This window comes from Rhodobacter sp. (assembly GCA_020637515.1).
Classification (GTDB): domain Bacteria; phylum Pseudomonadota; class Alphaproteobacteria; order Rhodobacterales; family Rhodobacteraceae; genus Pararhodobacter.
Genome location: JACKKG010000001.1, coordinates 1,175,927 through 1,188,953, shown reverse-complemented (window position 1 = coordinate 1,188,953; position 13,027 = coordinate 1,175,927). Strand labels below are relative to the sequence as shown.

At 66.6% G+C, this 13,027-nt stretch carries 11 protein-coding genes; 4 read left to right on the top strand and 7 right to left on the bottom strand.

The window, feature by feature from the left end; translation table 11 throughout:
- Positions 1–11: 11 nt before the first annotated feature.
- Positions 12–1,481, bottom strand: a complete 1,470-nt coding sequence (locus H6900_05735) for a PLP-dependent aminotransferase family protein (protein MCC0072773.1) — start codon at positions 1,479–1,481, stop codon at positions 12–14.
- Between the two features lie 153 nt (positions 1,482–1,634).
- On the opposite strand from H6900_05735, the gene H6900_05730 reads away from it, so the two are divergent.
- Positions 1,635–3,014, top strand: a complete 1,380-nt coding sequence (locus H6900_05730; GenBank protein ID MCC0072772.1) for an aminotransferase class III-fold pyridoxal phosphate-dependent enzyme — start codon at positions 1,635–1,637, stop codon at positions 3,012–3,014.
- A 425-nt stretch (positions 3,015–3,439) separates the two neighbouring features.
- On the opposite strand, the gene H6900_05725 is transcribed toward H6900_05730, so the two are convergent.
- The 5 genes from H6900_05725 to H6900_05705 all read right to left on the bottom strand — a co-directional run bounded on the left by H6900_05725 (position 3,440) and on the right by H6900_05705 (position 8,916).
- Positions 3,440–4,417 (bottom strand): ATP-binding cassette domain-containing protein, encoded by a 978-nt coding sequence (locus H6900_05725; GenBank protein ID MCC0072771.1) that lies wholly within the window; start codon positions 4,415–4,417, stop codon positions 3,440–3,442.
- Positions 4,414–5,406 carry an ABC transporter ATP-binding protein gene (locus H6900_05720; GenBank protein MCC0072770.1) on the bottom strand — a complete coding sequence of 331 codons (993 nt, stop codon included), beginning with the start codon at positions 5,404–5,406 and terminating at the stop codon, positions 4,414–4,416. The genes H6900_05725 and H6900_05720 overlap by 4 nt, the downstream gene beginning before the upstream one ends.
- On the bottom strand, positions 5,403–6,278 hold the full coding sequence (locus H6900_05715; GenBank protein ID MCC0072769.1) for an ABC transporter permease: 876 nt from the start codon (positions 6,276–6,278) through the stop codon (positions 5,403–5,405). The genes H6900_05720 and H6900_05715 overlap by 4 nt, the downstream gene beginning before the upstream one ends.
- 4 nt (positions 6,279–6,282) lie before the next feature.
- Positions 6,283–7,263, bottom strand: a complete 981-nt coding sequence (locus H6900_05710; GenBank protein ID MCC0072768.1) for an ABC transporter permease — start codon at positions 7,261–7,263, stop codon at positions 6,283–6,285.
- Between the two features lie 75 nt (positions 7,264–7,338).
- Entirely contained in the window at positions 7,339–8,916 is a 1,578-nt protein-coding gene (locus H6900_05705) for an ABC transporter substrate-binding protein (protein ID MCC0072767.1), read from the bottom strand.
- 259 nt (positions 8,917–9,175) lie between these two features.
- On the opposite strand from H6900_05705, the gene H6900_05700 reads away from it, so the two are divergent.
- The 3 genes from H6900_05700 (at position 9,176) to H6900_05690 (ending at position 11,967) form a co-directional block, all read left to right on the top strand.
- Positions 9,176–10,804, top strand: coding sequence for an amidohydrolase (locus H6900_05700; GenBank protein ID MCC0072766.1), 1,629 nt, complete (start codon positions 9,176–9,178; stop codon positions 10,802–10,804).
- Positions 10,801–11,727 carry a GTP-binding protein gene (locus tag H6900_05695; GenBank protein ID MCC0072765.1) on the top strand — a complete coding sequence of 309 codons (927 nt, stop codon included), beginning with the start codon at positions 10,801–10,803 and terminating at the stop codon, positions 11,725–11,727. Before H6900_05700 ends, H6900_05695 begins: the two co-directional genes overlap by 4 nt.
- Positions 11,728–11,823: 96 nt before the next feature.
- On the top strand, positions 11,824–11,967 hold the full coding sequence (locus H6900_05690) for a hypothetical protein (GenBank protein ID MCC0072764.1): 144 nt from the start codon (positions 11,824–11,826) through the stop codon (positions 11,965–11,967).
- Between the two features lie 81 nt (positions 11,968–12,048).
- Here the strand turns inward: H6900_05690 and H6900_05685 are convergent, their stop codons facing one another.
- Positions 12,049–12,954, bottom strand: coding sequence for a LysR family transcriptional regulator (locus H6900_05685; protein ID MCC0072763.1), 906 nt, complete (start codon positions 12,952–12,954; stop codon positions 12,049–12,051).
- Positions 12,955–13,027 lie beyond the last annotated feature (73 nt).

Sequence of the window (13,027 nt, the reverse complement as noted above, 5' to 3'; positions counted from 1 at the left end):
AGATCGACGGGTCAGCGGGCCAGCGTCGCCTGCACCCGGGCGATTCGCTGGATTCCCTCGGGAATACGGTCCGAGGTGATCGAGGAATAGGCGATGCGATAGAAGCTCTCGCCCTCGCGCGCTGTGCTGAAAAAGGGGGTGCCCGGCTCGATCAGGACGCTGCGATCCTTGAGCTGATGCGCCAGTTCGGCCACGTTCACGCCCTTTGGCGCCCGCATCCACAGGCTGGACCCCCCGTCCTCGATGGCGCCGGCGATGGTCAGGCCGTTTTCCTCGGCGGCCTTCAGCATGACCGCGCGCCGCGTTGCAAAGGCACGCGTCAGGCGCCTGAGCATCGCGTCGTAATGCCCCATCGACAGGAAATGCGCCGCGGCGCGCTGCAACAGGCCCGGCGGGTGGCGCAGCACGGTGGCCCGCAATGCCCGCGCCTCGCGGATGAAGGGCGCGGGACCGACCAGAAAGCCCAGCCGCAACCCCGGAAACAGCGACTTCGAGAAGCTGCCGATGTGGATGACGCGCCCTTCGCGATCCAGCGACTTCAGCGCCGGCAGGGGCGCGCGGTCGGGGCTGATCTCGAACTCGTAGTCGTCCTCGATGACCAGCATCCCGCGGTCGTTGGCGACCTTGAGCAGCGCGTGCCGGGCGTCCAGCGGCATCGTCGCCCCGGTGGGACAGTGGTGCGAGGGGGTGCAGAACAGCACGTCCAGACCGGCCGGCAACGCCGCCGGGTCCAGGCCGCGCGGACCGACCGCAAGCCCCTGCACGCGGCATCGGGTCTGGTTCAGGATCTCACGCAACCCGGGATAGCCCGGGTCCTCGATCCCGGCGCTGCGGCGCTGGTTCAGCAGCAGTTGCGCCGTCAGCCACAGTGCGTTCTGCGCCCCCAGCGTCACCAGAATCTCGTCACCGCGCGCCAGGATTCCCCGCCGGGGCAGCGTGTGGCGGGCGATGTATTCCAACAGCCCCGGGTCGTCCTGTTCGAACTGGTCGTCGGTCATGCGGGCAAAGTCCTTTTGCCCCAGCGCCTGGATCATGCAGCCGCGCCAGTTGGCGTGATCGAACAGCGCCGGGTCCGCCTGCCCGTAGACAAAGGGATAGCGGAAATCGCGCCAATTGCGGGGCTTGCCCATGTTCAACTGCCCGCTGGCCGGTCGATGGCCCAGCGCGCGGGTCCAGTCCACGGCATCGGTGCCGCGTGCGCCGACCTCGGGGAAATCGCCGGGCTGGGGCGCGTTTTCCGACACGAAATAGCCCGAACGCCCCTGCGCGCGCAGATAATCATCGGCCACCAGATCGGTATAGGCCAGCGTCACCGTGATGCGGCTGACGCCCAGATGTTCGGCCAGGCGGCGGCTCGACGGCATCCGTTCCCCCGGCCTGAGACGCCCTGCCAGGATGCCTTCGGCCACCATCTGGCGGATGCGGTTCTGCAAGGTTCCGGGCCGGTTGGGATCGAGCAGGAAGCATTCGACCGAAATCATTGCGGAAATCCTTGGGCAAGTGGCCGCCGATGGCGACCTCTGGGTCTATGAATAGGCCGGAACTGGCCCTATCCGCAAGCCGTGCGAGGGCAGATGATCGGGGGTCACGTCACGCCGCCGTCACGCGCGGCACTTCAGGGAGAGATTCGCGCGATGGATACCGCGACGTTCAACGATATCGGCGCCGTGGTCGAGGCCGACCGCACGCATGTCTGGCACCATCTGACGCAGCACAAACCCTTTGAGACCGTGGACCCGCGGGTCATCGTCGAGGGCAAGGGCCTGCGCGTCTGGGACGCCAGCGGAAAAGAGACGCTGGACGCGGTCTCGGGCGGGGTCTGGACCGTCAATGTCGGCTACGGCCGCGAGAGCATCGCCAACGCGGTGCGCGACCAACTGGTCAAGATGAACTATTTCGCCGGCTCGGCCGGGTCGATTCCGGGCGCGATCTTTGCCAAGATGCTGATCGACAAGATGCCGGGCATGAGCCGGGTGTATTATTCCAACTCGGGTTCGGAAGCGAACGAGAAGGCCTACAAGATGGTGCGCCAGATCGCGCATCGTCAGCATGGCGGCAAGAAGTGGAAGATCCTGTATCGCGAGCGCGACTATCACGGCACGACGATCGCGTGCCTTGCCTCGGGCGGGCAGGATGAGCGCAAGATGCAGTATGGTCCGTTCCCCGACGGCTTCGTTCCGGTGCCGCACTGCCTGGAATACCGCAGCCAGTGGGGCGACGTGGCCGATTATGGCCTGCGCGCGGCGAATGCGATCGAAGAGGTGATCCTGCGCGAGGGCGCCGACACGGTCGGCGCGATCATCCTGGAACCCGTCACGGCGGGCGGCGGCGTCATTACGCCCCCCGAAGGCTACTGGCCGCGCGTGCAGGAGATCTGCAGGAAATACGGCGTCCTGCTGATCATCGACGAGGTGGTCTGCGGTGTCGGCCGGACGGGCACCTGGTTCGGCTATCAGAACTATGGCATCCAACCCGACATCGTGACGATGGCCAAGGGTGTCGCCTCGGGCTATGCGGCGATTTCCTGCACGGTCACGACCGAGGCCGTGTTCGACATGTTCAAGGACAACACCGCCGACCCGCTGGGCTATTTCCGCGACATCTCGACCTTTGGCGGCTGCACCTCGGGGCCGGCGGCGGCGATCGAGAACATGCGCATCATCGAGGACGAAAGCCTGCTGGCGAACACGCTGGCGATGGGCGACCGGCTGATCGGCAACCTGCATGCGCTGATGGAAAAGCACGCGGTCATCGGCGACGTGCGCGGGCGCGGGCTGTTTTGCGGCGCCGAGCTGGTCAAGGATCGCGCGACCCGGGAACCGCTGGACGAAAAGCTGGTCGCGGCGATCACTGGCGCGGTGATGAAGCGCGGCGTGCAGATCGGCATGACCAACCGCTCGCTGCCCGGGTTCAACAACACCCTGTGCCTGAGCCCGGCGCTGGTGGTCAGCGCGGATCAGATCGACCAGATCACCGATGCGATCGACGGCGCCCTGACCGAGATCCTCGGCTGACATTCCGGGGCGCGGCTGCGGGCGGCCTGGCCGCCCGCAAGCGCCCCTTTCCACCCTTGCACCACGATCCCCGCCGGCCCCCCGTGGCCGGCGGAATCGCACCGATCACACAACTGTTTCTGTTGCCAGAATCCGGGCCGGGTGTATCGTCAAAGGGCCGGGATTGCGCATCCCGGCAAGCCGTCCCCGTGCGGGATTTCCCCGCAGGGCACGGTGGACCCGCATCAGGAGGACGCGGACATGGCAGCAAAAGGCGACGGCAAGGCTGGGGCCAAGGGGGCACCGGCAAAGGGTGCTCCGGCCAAGGGGGCACCCGCCAAGGGCGCGGCACCCGTGAAGGGCACGCCGGCGAAAGGGGGAAGCAAGTAATCCCCGGGGCCATTTCCAATCTTCAGACCCGGCGGGCAACGCCGGGTCTTTTCGTGTCAGCTCAGCGGGAAATGGCAGGCGACGCGGCTGTCGCCCAGGGCGCGCAGCACCGGCGCCTCGTCGCGGCACAGGGCCTGCGCGTTCGGACAGCGCGAGGCAAAGGCGCAGCCCCGGGGCAGGTTCATCGGTGACGGCAGGTCGCCCTTGACCATGCCGGCGCGGCGATACCCGGCCGACTTGCGCCGCGCAAGCGACGGCGCGGCATCGAGCAGCACCGCGGTGTAGGGATGGCGCGGCTGGGCAAACAGCGTCGGTCGATCGGCGTATTCCACGATCTCGCCCAGATACATGACCGCGATGTCGTCGCAGATGAACTGCACGACGCCCAGGTCGTGCGAAATGAACAGGTAGCTCAGCCCGAATTCGTCCTGCAACCGGCGCAGCAGGTTGAGGATCTGCGCCTGGATCGCCACGTCCAGCGCGCTGACGGGTTCGTCGCAAACGATGAGCCGGGGGTTCGTCGCCAGGGCCCGCGCGATCGAGATCCGCTGCCGCTGCCCACCCGAGAACTGGTGCGGGAACAGCGTCATCTGGTCGGGCCTGAGGCCGACCAGACGGAACAATTCGCGCACGCGCTCGTCGCGCCCTGCCGGATCACCGACGTCCATCAGATCCAGGGGTTCGCGCACGATGGCACCCACCCTGTCGCGCGGATTGAGCGAGGAATAGGGATCTTGAAAGATCACCTGCAAATGCCGCCGGTGGGCGCGCATCGCCTCGGGTGGCAGGGTCAGCAGGTCGTCTCCGTCAAAGGTGACCGACCCGCCGGTGGGCGGCGTCAGGCGGATCGCCGCCATCGCCGTGGTGGTCTTGCCGGACCCCGACTCGCCCACCAGGCCCAGGGTGCGGCCGGGCATCAGGTCGAAATCCACGCCACGGACCGCCCGCAACAGGCGCGGTTTGCCAAACAGGCCCTTGCGGCCGATCTCGAAGTTGACCGACAGATCACGGGCCGAAAGAAGGGGCTGGTTCATGCCGGAACTCCCGCGTGGTGACAGGCGACGGGGTGGCCATGGCCCTGGTCGTGCAGCAGCGGACGTTCGGCGCGGCAATGCGCGTCGGCCAGCGCGCAGCGGTCGGCGAAGGCGCAGCCATCGCCCAGCAGGTGCAGGGGCGGCACGACTCCGGGGATCTCGGCCAGGGGCGGCAGGCGCTCGGTCGAGGCCGCCTCGCGCCCCAGCACCGGAATGCAGCCGATCAGGCCGCGCGTATAGGGGTGCAGCGGATTGTCCAGGATCTGGTCGGACAGCCCCTGTTCGATCACCCGCCCGGCATACATCACCACGACGCGGTCGGTCATTTCGGCGATGGCGCCCATGTCATGGGTAATCAGCACGATCGCCACGCCGAATTTCTGCTGAATGTCGCGCATCAGGTCGAAGATCTGCGCCTGAACGGTCACATCCAGCGCGGTCGTCGGTTCATCCGCGATCAGCAGCTTCGGCCGGCAGGAAATCGCCATGGCGATCATCACCCGCTGGCGCATCCCCCCCGACAATTGGTGCGGATACGACTTGGCCCGTGCGGCGGGTTCGGGAATACCGACGGTTTCCAGCAGTTCGACGACCTGCCTGTCGGCCTCGGCCCGGGACATGTCCTGATGCAGCAAGATCGCCTCGGCGATCTGGTCGCCGACCGTGAACACCGGGTTCAACGAGGTCATCGGCTCCTGGAAGATCATCGCGATCTCACCGCCCCTGAGTTGCCGCATCCGGCGCGGCGCGGCGCGGGTGATGTCCTCGCCGTCGAAGGTGATGGTGCCCTGGGTCAGGTGGCCGGGCGGATTGGGGATCAGACCCATCATCGCCAGTGCGGTGATCGACTTTCCGCACCCCGATTCGCCGACGATGCCCAGCGTCTCGCCCGGCCTCACGTCCAGGCTGACGCTGCTCAATGCGGTGACGCGGCCATGACGGGTGTCGAATTCGACCCGCAGGTCCTGAAGGCTCATCAATGGGGTCATCGGGACCTCAGCTTCGGATTGAAGGCATCGTTGAGGCCGTCGCCCACCAGCGACACGGCAAAGACCGTCAGGAAGATCGCGATCCCGGGGATGGCGACGGGCCACCAGGCCTCGAGCAGGAACGCCCGGTTCTGGCCGATCATCAGACCCCAGCTGATGGTGTTGGGATCGCCCAGCCCCAGGAATGACAGGCCGGCCTCGAACAGGATGGCCACGCCCACGGTCAGCGCGGCCGAGACGATCAGCGGCGGCAGCGCGTTGGGCAGGATCACCTTCCAGATGATGCGCTGGTTGCCGGCACCGATCGAGCGGGCGGCGGTGACGTATTCCAGCTCGCGGATGCGCAGGAACTCGGCCCGGGTCAGCCGCGCCGTCGCCGGCCAGGACACGATGCCGATCGCAAACGAAATCGTCACCAGCGAGGGCGAGAACAGCGTCACCAGCACCATCGCGAACAACAGCGCGGGCAGCACCTGGAAGAATTCGGTGAAGCGCATCAGCAAATCGTCGATCCAGCCGCCGAAATACCCGGCCAGCGCGCCCACGCTGATGCCGATGATGACCGTCAGCAGCGCCGCCGACAGGCCCACCGCCATGGTTGGCGCGCCGCCTTTCAGCAGCAGGATCAGCATGTCACGACCCAGGAAATCGGTGCCCAGCGGCACCGCTTCGTTCGCGCCGGGTGCGCTGAGCGGCGCCCAGACAATGCGGTAGGGATCGGCATCGACCAGATAGCGGCCATACAGCACGAACAGCACGATGGCGATCAGCAGCACCAGCCCGGCGACCGCCGGCTTGTTGCGCAGGAACTGCTGCCAGGCCTCGCGCAGGGGGCTGACGGCCTCGATCTTTGGGACGGTGGTGTCGGTCATGGGATCAACGCCCTCCGGTGCGGATACGGGGGTCGGCAAAGCGATAGCTGATATCGGTCAGCAGGTTGGCGATCACCACCACCGCCGAGGCACAGAACAGCACGCCCAGCAGCGTCGGATAGTCGCGCCTGAGCACCGAATCGAAGGCCAGCCGCCCCATGCCGGGCCAGTTGAACACCGTCTCGACCAGCAGCGCGCCCGAGATCAGGTTGCCGAATTGCAGGCCCGCGACGGTCAGGATCGGCAGCACCGCGTTGCGCAGCGCGTGGCGGAAGGTGACCTTGCCCTCGCCCAGCCCCTTGGCGCGCGCGGTGCGGACATAGTCGGCGCCCAGGACCTCGATCATGGCGGTGCGCGACAGGCGGGCGTATTGCGCCAGGAACAGGATGCCCAGCGTCGTCGCGGGCAGCACCAGGTGGTGGGCGACGTTCAGCGCATAGGCCAGGCCCGACCCGCGGAACCGCGCGCTGACCATCCCCTCGACGGGAAAGATCGGGATCGTCGCCGCGAAAAGGATCACCATCATCAGCCCGGTCCAGAACACCGGCGCGGCATAGCCGACGGTCGAAAAGACCGACACGAACCCCGAGAACACGCCCTGCGGCTTGCGCGAGGCCAGCACCCCCATGACCACGCCGATCAGCATGGCCACCAGTTGCGCCGTCATTGCCAGCAGCACCGTCGGCCAGATGCGTTGCGCGATCAGTTCGGTGACGGGCCGGTTGAAATGATACGAGGTGCCCAGATCCAGCATCGCGATCTGCTTGAGATACAGCCAGAGCTGCCACAAGAGCGGTTGATCCAGCCCGTAATGGGCCCGGATCTGCGCCATCATTTCCTCGGTTGTGCCGCCCATCTCGCCGGCGATGACCTCGGCCGCATCGCCGGGTGCGGCGTGGATCAGGAAGAAATTCAGAACCACGACCCCAAGCATCAGGATGAGGCCATAGAACAACCGGCGCAGAATGTAGCTGGAGAATCCCATCCGCGGCCTTTCAGGTCAGATTCAAGTGCGGGCTCTCCCCGCCGTCAGGCGAGGAGAGAAGAGATCGCGTCGCGCTCAGCGGTCTTCGGTCCAGTAAACCTCGTCCATGGCCTGCATCATGCCCCAGATCGACAGCGGCAGGTCGATGCGGCTGTCATAGACGTGGTGATAGGGCAGCGCGTTCACCCAGTAGACCGGCAGGTCGTTGCCGACGATGTCCTGGAACTGGAAATACAGGTCGCGGCGGCGGTCGGTGTCCAGCTCGCGCGCGGCCTCGTTCAGCAGGCGGTCCACCTCGGGGTTGGCATAGCCCTGGGTGTTCGACCAGATGACCGGGCGAATGTTGGTGCTGAGATAGGTGCGGTGCACGCCGATCACCGGATCGCCCCAGTTGAACACGATGTCCATCGACATCTGGAATTCGCCCGAGGCCAGACGGCCCGCCCAGGTCGGGAAGTCGGGCGAGGCCCGCAATTCCAGATCGATCCCGACCTCGCGCAGTTGCGAGCGCAGGTATTCCGGCACGTTGCCCAGCGCCGAATCACGGCCGGGGATCGTCTCCATCGTCAGGCTGAAGCGCGTGCCGTCGGCGCCGCGCGGATGCCCGGCCTCGTCCAGCAGCGCATTCGCGCGGTCCAGGTCGATGTTATAGCTGGGCATGTCGGGGTTGAAGAACGGGCTCGATTCGATGATCGGGCCTTTCTGGCTGGAGGCAACGCCACGCATCAGCGCGTTCAGGATGAAGTCGCGGTCCATGGAATACGCGATGGCCTGGCGCACGCGCGCATCGTCCAACGGCGCGACGCGGGTGTTGAACGCCACCCACTGGATCGGGCCGATCCCCTCGAAGCCGCGCGGCGTGACGACCAGGCCGTCGGTGCTGCCCAGCCGGTTGATCGCGGTCGCATCGGTGATGATGCCGGCATCGGCCTCGCCCGATTCCAGCGACAGGGAGACCGAAGCCGCGTCGGGCACGATGCGGATGGTGATCCGGTCGAGATAGGGCTTGCCCTCGAGGAAGAAGTCGTCGTTGCGCACCAGGGTGATCTGCTGCCCGGCGACGTATTCGACCAGCTTGAACGGGCCGCAACCCACCGGCGCGGTGTTCGCCGGGTGCGACGGGATGTCCTGACCGTCGCCATAGACGTGCTTGGGAAGGATCGGGCACAGCGCGCCGGTCAGCGCCAGCAACAGCGCCGGGTGGGTCTGCGACAGGCGGATGATCGCGGTGTTGGCGTCCGGGGTCTCGACCCTGTCAACCGGGCCGAACATGGTCTGGAACGGGTGATACTGCTTGATCGTCATGATCGAGAACGCGACGTCCTCGGAGGTGACCGGCGTGCCGTCGTGGAAAAGCACGCCCGGAACCAGGTTCAGCGTCAGGCTGAGACCGTCGTCGGCCCATTCCCAGCTTTGCGCGAGATAGGGATGCAGGTCCCAGTTCTCGTCAACGCGCAGGGGCGAGGCGAAGATCTGCGTGCCCGGCACCGCCGTTGCCACGCCCGACTGCACCGCCGGGTTCAGGTGCCGCGGGTTCTCGCCGCTGACGATTACCAGCTCGCCGCCCCGGCGTGCCTGGGCCGATACCGGACCAAGGCCCAGGGCCATGAGCGAGGCCGAAGCCCCGAAGAACGTTCTACGCGTCAGCCGCATTGTCATTTCTCCCAGTTGGCATTCGGGGATGACCCCCGGTTTTTTTTTCAGCGCCGAGTATGGAAGCCTCCCGACAGCGATCAAGGATTATCTCGAATTGGCTCTATGTTTTCCGAAATCTGGCACTAGAGTCTGTGCAGCACTGCGGCATGCTTGGCGTCAGTCGATACGTTGATTTGCGCGCGTGGACGGGTTGCCCGAAAAAACCGCAACCCGGAAATTCTTCGTGGCACCCTACCCGATCCGACAAGGAAATCCCATGGCCGACACCGTCCTCTATTCCGCCCGCCGTATCCTCACGATGGAACCGACTCAACCCCATGCCACGCATGTTCTGGTCCGGGACGGGCGCATTCTGGGTGTCGGCGGCCCCGAGATCGCGGCGCCCTGGGGCGCGGTGCGCCACGACGACCGGTTCCGCGACGCCGTGCTGCTGCCCGGTTTCGTCGAGGCCCACAGCCACATGATGACCGGCGCGCTTTGGGACTATCTCTATTGCGGCAACGTGGATCGCGTGGACCCGGACGGCACGCTCTGGCCCGGCGTAAGCACCGTGGACGATATGATCGAACGGATGAAACGCGCGATCGAATCCCTGCCGGAAGGGGCCCCTCTGGTCTGCTGGGGCTTTGATCCGCTGTTCTTCGAGGGCGATCGCCTGAACCGCCGGCACCTGGACCGCGCCTCGACCGAGCGCCCGATTGCCGTGATCCATCAAAGCTTTCACCTGATGACGGCGAACTCGGCCGCGCTGGAACTGGCCGGCTATGGCCCCGACACCAACGCCGAGGGCGTGCCGCGCCTGCCCGACGGCACGCTGATGGGAGAATTGCAGGAAATGGCCGCGATGTTCCCGCTGATGCGTCGGCTGAACATCGGACTTCAGGACCTGTCGCGCGGCGAGCACGCCATCGTGCAATTCGGAAAGGCCGCCGTGCAGACCGGCGTGACCACCGCGACCGATCTCTACGCCGAGCTCGAGGACGACGAGCTGGAGACCCTGCTCGCGGTCACCGCGCGCGCCGACTACCCCTTGCGGCTGGTGCCCGCGCTGGGGGTCATCGGCATGGACCCCCAGGCCGCCGTCGCCAAGGCGCTGGCGGTGCGCGCCCGGTCCACCGACATGCTGCGCATGGGCATCTGCAAGGTCATGACCGACGGTTCGATCCAGGGCTTCACGGCCCGCATGAACTGGCCGGGTTATCTGGGCGGGCAGCCCAACGGGATCTGGAACCTGGAACCCGCGCGCCTGAAGACGCTGATCGCCGCGCTGCATGCCGCCGGGTTGAACATGCAACTGCACACCAACGGCGACGAGGCCAGCGGTTTCGTGCTGGACGCCATCGAAGAGGCCATGTGGGCGCATCCCACCGGCGATTCGCGCCACACGCTGCAACATTGCCAGATGGCGGGCGAAGACCAGTTCCACCGCGCCGCGCGGCTGGGGGTGTGCGTGAACCTTTTTGCCAATCACCTGTGGTATTACGGCGATGCGCATTGCGACTTTACCGTCGGTCCCGATCGCGCGGCGCGCATGAATGCCTGCCGATCGGCGCTGGACAACGGGGTGACGCTGGCGATCCATTCGGACAGCCCGGTCACGCCGCTGGGCCCGCTGCACGTCGCCTGGTGCGCGGTGAACCGGATCACGCCCCGGGGCCGGGTGCTGGGGGCAAACCAGCGCATTTCGGTGATGGAGGCCCTGCACGCGATCACCCTGGGCGCGGCGCGCTCGCTGAAACTGGACCGTGACATCGGCTCGATCACGCCCGGAAAATGCGCGGATTTCGCGGTGCTGGGCGACGACCCCCTGACCCGCGCCCCCGAGGATCTGCGCGACATTCCCGTCCTGGGCACCGTGCAGGGCGGCCGCGTGTTCGTCAAATGACCCCGATACCCGTCACGCTGATCTCGGGCTATCTGGGCGCGGGCAAGACCACGGTGCTGAACCACATCCTGGCGGACCAGCACGGCCGCCGGATCTGCGTCCTGGTCAACGACTTTGGCGAGATCGCGCTGGACGCGGACCTGATCGACAACCGCTCGGGCGACACGGTCGCGCTGTCGAACGGCTGCATGTGCTGCACCGTCGGCAACGATTTCTACCGTGCCATCGACCGCATCCTGCGGATGTCACCCCGCCCCGAACACCTGGTGATCGAAACCTCGGGCGTGGCCGATCCGTTCACGGTGGGCCAGATCGCCCTGGCCGAACCCGAGATGGACCTGCACGGCGTGGTCGTCGTGGTGGACGCGGTGAATTTCGAAACGGCGATGGCTGACGCCTATCTGGCGGACACGCTGCGCAACCAGTTGGCCACCGCCGGGCTGGTGCTGATCACCAAGTCCGACATCGCGCCCCCGGGCGCGTTGTCGCGTCTGCGCGCGGTGGTGGCGGACCTCGCGCCCGAGGCCCAGCGCATGGTCGCCGATCATGGCCGGGTGCCGTCCGAACTGCTGCTCGATCCCTTGCCGCGCCGGCTGAAACGCGCCGACCCTCATGCGCACGGGCATGGGCACGATCACGGGGCCGAATATCGCGGCTGGGTCTGGACCGGCCCGGCCAGCGCCGACGGCGCCGCGCTGGACCGCCTGCTGGGGGCCGATATCCCCGGGCTTTACCGCCTGAAAGGGCTGGTGCAGACGCGCGATGGCGGCTGGAGCGCCTTTCACCGCGCCGGGCTGCACGCCAGCCGGCGCCCCGTCGATCCGCCAAAGGGCCAGGGTCGCGCCGTCGCCGTGGGCCTGGCGGATCGCTTCGACCCGGCGGATATGCAGGCCGCGTGGGAGGCCGTGCTGACCGCCGGTTGAGGGCCTCGGCGCAGATACGTTTTGACCCACGACCGCTTTCTTGTCACGCTGTCCAGGCCCGGATTGACCCGGGCGTCATGTTTCAAGGAGGGAATTATGGAAAAAGGTATGGGCAAGGACGCGGGCAAGGGCGCCCCCAAGTCGCCGGACAAGGCCACCGAGGCGCGCATCATCGCGGAAAAAGAGGCCGCGGCGGGGGGCGGCAAGGGGGCCGACACCTCGAAGGTTGGCAAGAAATAACGCGCGGAATGAAAAATGGCCGGCCACCAGGGCCGGCCAGTCAACGGCATCCGGTCGGAGGGAAACGACCGGGCAGGAAACTCACCAGAGGTCAGGCCCCTTGTCGGCAAAGCGTTCGACCAGGAAGTCGATGAAGGCCCGCACCTTGGGCTGGGTGAAACGGCCCGGCGGATAGACCGCATAGATCCCCAGCGTGGTCTGCGGCAGATCGGGGATCACGTCCTCGACCAGGCCCTGGGCCAGCGCGTCGTGATACAGGAAGCTCGGCAGATAGGCGATGCCCAGGCCCTTGACCGCGGCGTTCAGCAGCGACTGGCCATCGTTCACCGTCAACCAGCCCGTGCCGCGCACCTGGCGCACCTCGCCCGAGGGCGCGGTGATCTTCCAGACGTTGGCGCTGGCCTGGTTGGAATAATGCAGCAGGCGGTGGTCGTTCAGATCGTCGATCCGCTCGGGCCGGCCATGCGCCTGGAAATAGCGCGGCGCGGCGATCAGGCGTTGCGACGTTTCGGTGATCTTGCGCGCCCTGAGCGAGCTGTCCTCCATCTCGCCCACGCGGATCGACATGTCGAACCCTTCCGAGATCAGTTCGACATAGCGGTTCTTCAGCACCATGTTGACGCTGATGTCCGGGAACTCCATCAGGAATTCGTCCAGCACCGGCGACAGCAGGCTGACGCCGAAATCCGTGGCGACCGACATGCGCAGCACACCCGAGGGGGCGGATTGCATGGCGGTGACGATGCTGTCGGCCTCGCCCGCGTCGTTCAGCACGCGCCGGGCGCGGTCATAGTAGACCAGGCCGATCTCGGTGGGGCTGACGCGGCGCGTGGTGCGGTTCAGCAGCCGGGCTCCAAGGCGCGCTTCCAGCGACGAGACGTGCTTGGACACCGCGGATTTCGAGATGCCCATCTTGCGCGCGGCGTCCGTAAAACCGCCCTGGTCCACGACCGTCGCGAAGGCTTCCATTTCAGTCAAACGATCCATTGCACTACCCGTCACACGACCTGTTGCGTTGGATCTGTTACACACCCCAAATGCGGCGCCAAAGCGGCGTGGG

Coding starts and splice junctions, on each gene's coding strand:
- H6900_05720 (MCC0072770.1), bottom strand. CDS start 5,406: ATGACCCCATTGATGAGCCTTCAGGACCTGCGGGTCGAATTCGACACC.
- H6900_05725 (MCC0072771.1), bottom strand. CDS start 4,417: ATGAACCAGCCCCTTCTTTCGGCCCGTGATCTGTCGGTCAACTTCGAG.
- H6900_05695 (MCC0072765.1), top strand. CDS start 10,801: ATGACCCCGATACCCGTCACGCTGATCTCGGGCTATCTGGGCGCGGGC.
- H6900_05710 (MCC0072768.1), bottom strand. CDS start 7,263: ATGGGATTCTCCAGCTACATTCTGCGCCGGTTGTTCTATGGCCTCATC.
- H6900_05700 (MCC0072766.1), top strand. CDS start 9,176: ATGGCCGACACCGTCCTCTATTCCGCCCGCCGTATCCTCACGATGGAA.
- H6900_05735 (MCC0072773.1), bottom strand. CDS start 1,481: ATGATTTCGGTCGAATGCTTCCTGCTCGATCCCAACCGGCCCGGAACC.
- H6900_05685 (MCC0072763.1), bottom strand. CDS start 12,954: ATGGATCGTTTGACTGAAATGGAAGCCTTCGCGACGGTCGTGGACCAG.
- H6900_05705 (MCC0072767.1), bottom strand. CDS start 8,916: ATGCGGCTGACGCGTAGAACGTTCTTCGGGGCTTCGGCCTCGCTCATG.
- H6900_05715 (MCC0072769.1), bottom strand. CDS start 6,278: ATGACCGACACCACCGTCCCAAAGATCGAGGCCGTCAGCCCCCTGCGC.
- H6900_05690 (MCC0072764.1), top strand. CDS start 11,824: ATGGAAAAAGGTATGGGCAAGGACGCGGGCAAGGGCGCCCCCAAGTCG.
- H6900_05730 (MCC0072772.1), top strand. CDS start 1,635: ATGGATACCGCGACGTTCAACGATATCGGCGCCGTGGTCGAGGCCGAC.